Genomic DNA, 1,497 nt, shown 5'->3' with positions numbered 1-1,497 from the left:
AAAATCCTCCAAGCACCAAGAGCAGGGCAACCATCGATCAATGAGGTTTGGAAGCGGATCCACGAATGATCAATTTGCCATGGATGTCCATTCTCATATCTTCGTTATTCTCGTCTGTGGCCATTTCATCTTCTTCTTGTTCCCTGCTGTTGATCTGCCGGAGCAACAAGTCGACACTGGATCTGCCTGCCTCCGCAAAATTTTGCCTTAGCGTAGTCAGCGGCGGATCCCAGTAGCCGGAAAGAGGATGCCCATCGAAACCCACCACGCTGACGTCTTCAGGCACCCGCTTACCCATATCGCGCAGACCACTGATCACACCTATGGCAAGTTCATCATTGCCAGCAAACACAGCAGTCACATCTTCCTTTAACGCGAGTGCTCTGCCTATATCGCGCGCTTCACCTGGATCCCAGGTTGAATAAATCGGTTCAGGGACCCTGGCTCCCATGTCGCGCAGGGCTTTCGCCCAACCCTGCATACGTCTGTTGGTTTTCGACTTGACAGGAACCGCTACATGATACACAGTCTCATGTCCTAGTGAAAGCAGATACCTGGTGATGATTTCACCACCGTCTTTATCGCACAAGGAAATGTCGGGAAAGCCATCTGCTTTCTCACCCGTGATCATCACATAAGGCACATCCAGCGGGAAAATATCGTGAAGTCTCATGTCGACCATATCCGGATACATGAAGAGCACGCCCAAGGGCTGCTGGTCGAGAGCAGCGTTCAGCGTATGTCTGATATCCACGACCTTGTTGGTCTCAGGCACACAAATAGTAACCGCCAATCCTTTTTCACGAGCCTTCTGCTCTATGCCGCCAAGCATAAGAGTGGGGCCAAGCTGAGATGAATCGATGGCAATGACTGCAATGGACGGATTGATCTCGCTTGCCAAGGCCTGTGCTATACGACTAGGCCTATAGTGCAATCGGTTTACTGCATCTCCGATCCGCTTGCGATTCGCGCTACTGACATAACCGCCATTGAGAAAGCGGGAGACGGAAGAGATGGAAACATTGGCCATTTCTGCCACGTCCTTTATAGAAGCGCTTTGCTTGTTATGTCTCTTCACAGCCACCTACCATCATCAAGGTCATATCTTGTCTTGCCCTGGCAAAAAGCCGAAAAACAAAGCCAGGAAATGCCACAACCAATGTAACTGGACTTCACCAATTATAGGTTTTTATTGGCAGACCCCTTACTGATCCGATTTTGAGAATTCAGCAAGGGGTCTCTCTAGTACCGAGAATTACACCAATCTCTACTTGACTGCTCCTCCGGTAATGCCAGAGATTATCTTCTTCTGGGCAACCGCAAAAATAATCAGCAGCGGAAGGCTCATTAAGATAATGTAGGCAAAAATCAAATGCCAATTGTTAAGGTGCAAGCCAGCGCTAGCCACGTTGTACAGATTGAGCGGCAGGGTATCTAGCTTCCCTGACAAAATGAACAGGGCATAGAAGACATCATTCCATATATAAAGTATCAACA

General features: G+C 48.8%; 1 protein-coding gene and 1 pseudogene. Both read right to left on the bottom strand.

All coding sequences use genetic code 11. The features are described 5' to 3' along the window. Positions 1-37: 37 nt before the first annotated feature. The gene (locus AC0AP0_RS10915) at positions 38-1,039 is read right to left on the bottom strand and encodes a LacI family DNA-binding transcriptional regulator (RefSeq protein WP_258323687.1); all 1,002 of its coding nucleotides are present in this window, start codon (positions 1,037-1,039) and stop codon (positions 38-40) included. A gap of 228 nt (positions 1,040-1,267) precedes the next feature. Continuing rightward, positions 1,268-1,497: pseudogene (locus tag AC0AP0_RS10910) on the bottom strand (carbohydrate ABC transporter permease); the annotation flags it as partial.

The sequence above is a fragment of the Bifidobacterium sp. POST2/T3 (B1) genome, assembly GCF_058197115.1.
Note: the sequence above shows the minus strand (reverse complement) of the source record. Positions and strands in the feature narration are given on the sequence as shown.